This is a genomic window from Roseofilum sp., from assembly GCF_982964205.1.
Window position 1 is genome coordinate 1 of sequence record NZ_CEZBFX010000184.1, and the last position, 5,918, is coordinate 5,918.

Consider the following 5,918-nt stretch of genomic DNA (forward strand, 5'->3'; position numbering starts at 1 on the left):
AGGGGGAGAAGACGATCCTCTCAAATTGTAACTGAATGAGGGATAGAAGAATGCTCTCCTACGGATTAAAATAAACGGAAAACAAATGCTTAAACCTCATGCCTGAAACCCAATCGGAAGCCAAAAATGTATTCGGTGAACCGTTACAACCCTGTTGTACTGACCCCATGACGGGATATTATCGCACCGGATATTGCGAAACCGGGCCCGGAGATTTCGGTCTGCATGTGGTTTGTGCCCAAGTAACCGATGAATTTTTAGCCTATACTCGCGAACAGGGAAACGACTTAAGTACCCCCGTACCAGTGTATCAATTTCCCGGACTCAAAAGTGGCGATCGCTGGTGTTTATGTGCCTCCCGTTGGAAAGAAGCCCTCGAAGCTGGCGTTGCCCCTCCTGTTGTTCTATCTGCTACCCATCTCAATACCTTAGCCGCGATTCCCTTAGAACTGCTGAAAGACCATGCGATCGACCCAGAAGAGTAACCCTGAATGTAAGGTAGAATTATGGAGAAACTTCACGTTTGGGTCTCTCGTAGATTGTGGCTTTTGACAACACCTGTAAATTCCTGGCAACCCAAAACCCAATCAGTTTTGTCCGTTTGCTGCTTCCCCAAGTCAATACCAGTAATGTGCAAGTGATTAAAACTGAACTCTCTACTGAACCGGTTCGTGCTGACTCCTTAATCTTACTCAAAGCAGCCGATACGATCCTCCATCTGGAATTTGAGCGCATTCCTAAAGCTGACCCACCCTTAGCAGAGCGGATGATCGACTATTGGTTAAGGCTTTATCGCAAATATCACTGTACCATTGAACAAGTCGTCATTTTCCTCAAACAAACCACCTCACCTGAAGTTTATGTCGATCGCTTCCAAGTCCAAAATACCCTTCACAAATATCGTGTCCTCCGTCTGTGGGAACAAGATCCTACTCCCTTCCTCAGTGATGCTGCTCTTCTCCCTTTAGCCCCTCTGACTCGTAGCAATGCGCCGCGAGATCTGCTACAACAGGTAGCAGAGGCCACGCGCAAAATTCCTGACCCCAATCAACGCAAAGAAATCATCGCCTGTACTGCTATTATGTCTGGACTCATTCACAACCCGGAAATTATTCAAGACCTCTTCCGCGAAGATTTGCTAGAAGACTCTTCTTTCTATCAATTTATCCTGCAAAAAGGAATGAAGGAAGGGGTTAAACAAGGTCGCCAAGAAGGTCGCCAGGAAGCGGTCTTAATGATGTTACGCCAGAAAATTGGCACGATCGCAGCAGAGACGGAAGAAAAAATTTATGATCTTTCATTTACCCAACTCCAAGGGTTAATGGAAGCGATGCCTAACTTCCAACAACAGCAGGACTTAACTGAATGGCTCGCTAGTCTACCCCAATGACCGTTGATGAAGCTTAACTTGGGTGGAAACCATTTTGGACTATGAAGCGTTGACTCAAGTCCAAGAAATTGTCTTTCGGCAATCTTGGGAAGGTAAATCTTACAGTAAAATTGCCCAGGATACGGGCTACGATCCCGATTATATCAAGGATGTGGGCGCTAAACTGTGGAAGCGACTCTCTCAAGAGTTAGGGGAGCGGGTTAAAAAAGATAATTTGAAGGCGGTTATTCGTCGCTATCTGAACCATCATAAAGTGAATATTCAGCGCAATTTGGTGATTGAGGTTAACTTGAGTGGTGCGGATCTCAGTGGAGCGAATTTAGCTGGCTCTCGTTTGGTCGCTAATTTAATTGAACCTGCGGTTACAGATTCTTCCTCGGATATTCATTCCTTGACCTATTCACAAGATGCCGTTATTCGCTGGCAAAATCTAACCTGTCATTGCTCCATTGTCGCCACACTTGCAGAAATTCTTGAAGCTCGCAACATTAATTTTCTGGTCAGTCCCCAATTCCGTCTGACGATAGGCAATAGTCGGAAAAGTTATATTTTTGATCTCCTGGTGCAGCATCACGATAAATCTGGCTTACTCATTGTGCAGTCAAAAGAGTTAGCCATTCCAGAATTAAGTGATTTGGAATGCCTTCCGGGTATCGATCTGATCCGCATTTATGACCAGCCACAGTGTGCGAGTGAACCCGTCGCTGTAATTGACCAATTTTTAGAGGAATTCTAAACCGGCTCAGATCATTGAGGAGAGAAACATCACTCTTCTGGGTTATCTGGCTCTTGTGCTGATGTAGCCATTTCATCCACTACGGTTTGGAAAGAGGGCAAAGATTCGGCTGTTACAGCTTGAGTCAACAGTTCTGCCAGCACTTCCAAGTTGGCTCTCGCCCTCACTTGCTCTTTTAACTCGGCTGGAACCTCCACAAAACGGACTGCCAAGATACGAAGGATAGCTTCTTGTTGCCCCTCAGCGCGTCCTTCTTCGCGTCCTTCTTCGCGTCCTTTCTCAATTCCAAAGCGTTCAACACTGGTAATGTAAGGCATGACTTTCTCCTTCTCTAAGGTTTCCATTTCTGCCCATAACCGCCGCTCTTCTGGTTCTGGAAGTTCCATCAGCCAGTCGATGAGCCGAAATAGCTCTACTATATCCTGGCGGGATAATCCTCGTTCATAGAGGCTTTTGACTAACCTAAGTTTGTTTGGATAGCCATTTTCTGGGTTTTCACCCATGGCTTGAGCGGCTCTATGAGCTTGAACTATGGCCGCAAAGGGGTTTGGGTCACTCTCTAGTTCACTGATATTGTAGTCTAGAAGCTTGACTATGGGAAAGTTTAAGCTCGACTTGCATCCCCACAGTTTTCGTTTGTAGCGATGGGGTCTCCAGGAGGAGCGCTCGTCGGCTAAGACAGCTAAACTGACGACTTGGCGACGATAGGTGTCGAAGAGCCTAGAGTTGTAAATATACATGCGCTCGGCAAATTCTGATTGGGGCTGAGATTGGACTTCGATGTGGAGTAAAACCCAGGTTTCTTGTCCATTATGTTGCCAAACTTGAACGAGTTTATCCGCTTCTCGTCGCCCAGTTTCGGTTTCCCGCTTGATTTTCTGGAGTTCGGTGTCGAGGAATTGAAATCCTCGACTCCAGTCGATGTCTGTGGCAATGTTGGGGAAGAAGAAGCGCATAAATTCGGGAAAGTAGAGGGAGATGGCTTCTTTCCAAGGAGAGTCATAATCGGTCATTGCTATACTGATCCAATCTATTTACTGATCCAGAAGCTTAACCCATGACTTGGGACGTTTTCCCTACTGCTCAGAAACCAAACGACATGGTAGCTTAGATAGCAGGCCGTTTTAATTCATCTAAAGCCTATGGTGACTGATACAGGCGATCGCACAACTCTCACACTCAGTGTGGCAGACCGACTCAATTTTTTAACCAAGCTGGTCATCTTCCAAGATCTCGCTCAAACGGAGTTCATAGAACAGTTAGCGACTCATTTAGAAGAGGTGCAGTTTCCCGCAGACCATACCATTTTTGCTCAGGGCGATCGCGGCGATTTACTCTATATTCTCTTTTCTGGTCGGGTCAAAGTCCATTTTGATGACGTGCAACTGGCAGAACTGACCCCTGGATCTTATTTTGGTGAAATGGCGATCTTTGAATCCCGGCCGCGATCGGCCTCTGTAACAACCCTAGAACCTTGTCAATGTCTGGTCTTAACCCAAGAACAAGTTTATCGAGCCATTAAAGAACGACCCAAAGTAGCCATCCAAATGATTAATGTTCTCTGCCAACGGGTGCGTAAACTCAATCGCCTCTTTGGGGCATCGGAAGACTTATTTTATCACCAGGTACAACAGCAAGTTTTATCATGATCTCTACACAATCTCTGGAACGGCTTAAAGATATCCCCATCTTTGGCAATATTAAAGCTGAAGATGATGGTTTTTTAGCAGAAATTGCCAATCAATTGGGAGAAATCGAATTTCCTGCCGGTCACACCATCTTCCGTCAAGATGAAATCGGTTCCTATCTCTATATTCTCCTCTCTGGAGAAGTAGAAGTCCATATCGGCGGACTGAGGTTAGCCCATTTCAAACCGGGGGACTATTTTGGAGAAATGTCAGTTTTAGATTCCCAATCTCATTCGGCTTCTGTCACTACCCTAGAAGAGTGTAAATGTTTGGTTTTATCCCAAGAAAATCTCTATAAATCTATTGAAAAATATCCGGAATTGGGATTAAATATTATTCGCCTATTGTGTCAGAGAGTCCGCACTCTAAATCATCATATTACGGCTTGGTTAAGAGGGTTGTTAACTGTTGCTTGGGCTGATGGCGAATATAATCCAGAGGAACAAGAGCTGATTGCTGAGTTAATTAAAGACGAGTTGGGCACTAATCTAAATTTAGGCTCCCTGAAACCCATTACTGGGGAAGAATTGGCAGCGGTTTTAGGACGTGAAACCTCAGTAGCAGAGAATTTTCTGCGGACTGGGGTGATTATGGCCTTGGCGAATGGAACCTATTCGGAAGAGGAAGACCAGGTATTACAAGAGTATTGCGCGGCACTAGAACCCTCGAATGAAGTATTAGATGCTCTCAAGTTTTTATTGATTACATCCGAAAACTTGCCCGAACAAAAACGCCAAGCGCTAATTGAAAAGTTGCAAAAAACTTTTCCAGACGGTGATGTTTTACATCCGGTACGGGATTGGTTAGATGGTTTAGATATTAATACACCTTATATGGCACGATTCCTCTGTAAAATGATCCCGCCTCAATGTCCGTTTGAACGGGATATTAAGCTGTTCGGGCATAAAATTGTTCATATTCCCCCCATGTGTAAGTTAAATCCTCTGTATGAGCAGTTGGTGGGGTTACGTTTCCGCGCTCTGTCTTATCTGGCAGATGATTGTAAGGAGGATATTTCTCGGTATATTTAACCTGAGTTGAGGTAAATAATTTTTAAAAACAACCAACTTTTTATATAGGTTGGTTAAACTAGAGACAAAGAAAACCGAGGACATTAACGAATGGCCAACCAAATCGAACAGAAACAAGATGATGACGTACAGCTTGTTCCAGTTTTTACTAGCCTGACTATCCAAAAACTGGTGAAAACAAACCTTAAACATCTACAGGATTTACCCGAATTCCCAGGTATTTACTTCGCGGTTGATAGCGGGTATCGCGTTCATTACATTGGAATAAGCACAACCCACCTATCCGAACAGTTGCAAAATCATGATAAATTAGTGGACTTCAAGCGATCAAATGTTCAATATATTGCTTATATGACATGGTTTAATAATGAAGATTTAGAAAATATGGCAGCTCAAGCAATTTCCTACTTTAACCCTCCCCTAAATAGCAACAAAATTGACTTAACACCCATCGTCGATCTGGTAATTAACGGACTCGATTTATTAGAGCGTTATGCAGAATTAAAACGGCAAAAAAAAGCAATTGAGCTTGAGCTTGAGGTGTATAAACCCAATGTCCTGTCTATTATCCAAGCGGCCGGAGGAAAGATTCAAGGAAGTGGATATACTACCTCCACACAAGTTAAACATAAATGGCTGTATTCTCAGGAATTAGAAGATTTAGCTAACGAAGTTAAAGTTAGGCAGAAAGAAGAGCGGGATAACAACATTGCAACTTATGAAGAAGTTACAACCTCTCCAGTCATTCGTATTTCACAAGAGGACTTTTAAGAACAATTAATTTGAATGTTTCTGTGGCATAAGGAAATCGAAGATGAACGTGGAGATTGAGCGAGTCTCTTATGGGGAACAAGAGGAGGCGATCGCCAACATTCGCATAGAAGTGTTCCAAAACGAACAAGGAGTCGATCCGAGTTTAGAGTTTGATGGCTTTGATGAACAAGCGGATCATCTCCTAGCGTATATAGAATCTAAACCCGTGGGAACTGCGAGGGTGCGCCAGTTAAATCCTGAAACTCTCAAGGGGTGACAAGGCAGCTCAAAGGTCGCTATAGCGACCTTTTTCGGTGGTA

8 protein-coding genes and 1 pseudogene are annotated in these 5,918 nt (G+C 44.1%); 8 read left to right on the top strand and 1 reads right to left on the bottom strand.

Annotation, left to right across the window (positions count from 1 at the left end; all coding sequences use genetic code 11):
• Window positions 1-98 precede the first annotated feature (98 nt).
• Genes AC3A14_RS23775 through AC3A14_RS23785 form a run of 3 tightly spaced genes read left to right on the top strand, consistent with a single transcriptional unit; the run spans window position 99 to window position 2,126 of the window.
• Window positions 99-485 (top strand): DUF2237 family protein, encoded by a 387-nt coding sequence (locus AC3A14_RS23775; protein WP_318731731.1) that lies wholly within the window; start codon window positions 99-101, stop codon window positions 483-485.
• Between the two features lie 56 nt (window positions 486-541).
• Complete coding sequence (locus AC3A14_RS23780; RefSeq protein ID WP_318731730.1) at window positions 542-1,390, top strand: Rpn family recombination-promoting nuclease/putative transposase; 849 nt, start codon at window positions 542-544, stop codon at window positions 1,388-1,390.
• Between the two features lie 22 nt (window positions 1,391-1,412).
• Window positions 1,413-2,126 carry a helix-turn-helix domain-containing protein gene (locus tag AC3A14_RS23785; RefSeq protein WP_318731729.1) on the top strand — a complete coding sequence of 238 codons (714 nt, stop codon included), beginning with the start codon at window positions 1,413-1,415 and terminating at the stop codon, window positions 2,124-2,126.
• A gap of 29 nt (window positions 2,127-2,155) precedes the next feature.
• On the opposite strand, the gene AC3A14_RS23790 is transcribed toward AC3A14_RS23785, so the two are convergent.
• Window positions 2,156-3,139: an RpnC/YadD family protein gene (locus AC3A14_RS23790; protein WP_318731728.1), complete on the bottom strand. Its 984-nt coding sequence runs from the start codon at window positions 3,137-3,139 to the stop codon at window positions 2,156-2,158.
• Window positions 3,140-3,268: 129 nt separating this feature from the next.
• Between AC3A14_RS23790 and AC3A14_RS23795 the strand changes: the two genes are divergently transcribed.
• The 5 genes and pseudogenes from AC3A14_RS23795 (at window position 3,269) to AC3A14_RS23815 (ending at window position 5,875) form a co-directional block, all read left to right on the top strand.
• Window positions 3,269-3,775: a cyclic nucleotide-binding domain-containing protein gene (locus AC3A14_RS23795; protein WP_318731727.1), complete on the top strand. Its 507-nt coding sequence runs from the start codon at window positions 3,269-3,271 to the stop codon at window positions 3,773-3,775.
• Window positions 3,772-4,113, top strand: a pseudogene (locus tag AC3A14_RS23800) (cyclic nucleotide-binding domain-containing protein); the annotation flags it as partial. The gene AC3A14_RS23795 and the pseudogene AC3A14_RS23800, both read left to right, overlap by 4 nt.
• 45 nt (window positions 4,114-4,158) lie before the next feature.
• Window positions 4,159-4,845 carry a Mo-dependent nitrogenase C-terminal domain-containing protein gene (locus AC3A14_RS23805; RefSeq protein WP_413039098.1) on the top strand — a complete coding sequence of 229 codons (687 nt, stop codon included), beginning with the start codon at window positions 4,159-4,161 and terminating at the stop codon, window positions 4,843-4,845.
• Window positions 4,846-4,935: 90 nt separating this feature from the next.
• On the top strand, window positions 4,936-5,616 hold the full coding sequence (locus AC3A14_RS23810; protein ID WP_318731725.1) for a hypothetical protein: 681 nt from the start codon (window positions 4,936-4,938) through the stop codon (window positions 5,614-5,616).
• A gap of 43 nt (window positions 5,617-5,659) precedes the next feature.
• Window positions 5,660-5,875: a GNAT family N-acyltransferase gene (locus tag AC3A14_RS23815; RefSeq protein ID WP_318731724.1), complete on the top strand. Its 216-nt coding sequence runs from the start codon at window positions 5,660-5,662 to the stop codon at window positions 5,873-5,875.
• Window positions 5,876-5,918: the final 43 nt, after the last annotated feature.

Coding starts and splice junctions, on each gene's coding strand:
- AC3A14_RS23790 (WP_318731728.1), bottom strand. CDS start 3,139: ATGACCGATTATGACTCTCCTTGGAAAGAAGCCATCTCCCTCTACTTT.
- AC3A14_RS23815 (WP_318731724.1), top strand. CDS start 5,660: ATGAACGTGGAGATTGAGCGAGTCTCTTATGGGGAACAAGAGGAGGCG.
- AC3A14_RS23775 (WP_318731731.1), top strand. CDS start 99: ATGCCTGAAACCCAATCGGAAGCCAAAAATGTATTCGGTGAACCGTTA.
- AC3A14_RS23795 (WP_318731727.1), top strand. CDS start 3,269: ATGGTGACTGATACAGGCGATCGCACAACTCTCACACTCAGTGTGGCA.
- AC3A14_RS23810 (WP_318731725.1), top strand. CDS start 4,936: ATGGCCAACCAAATCGAACAGAAACAAGATGATGACGTACAGCTTGTT.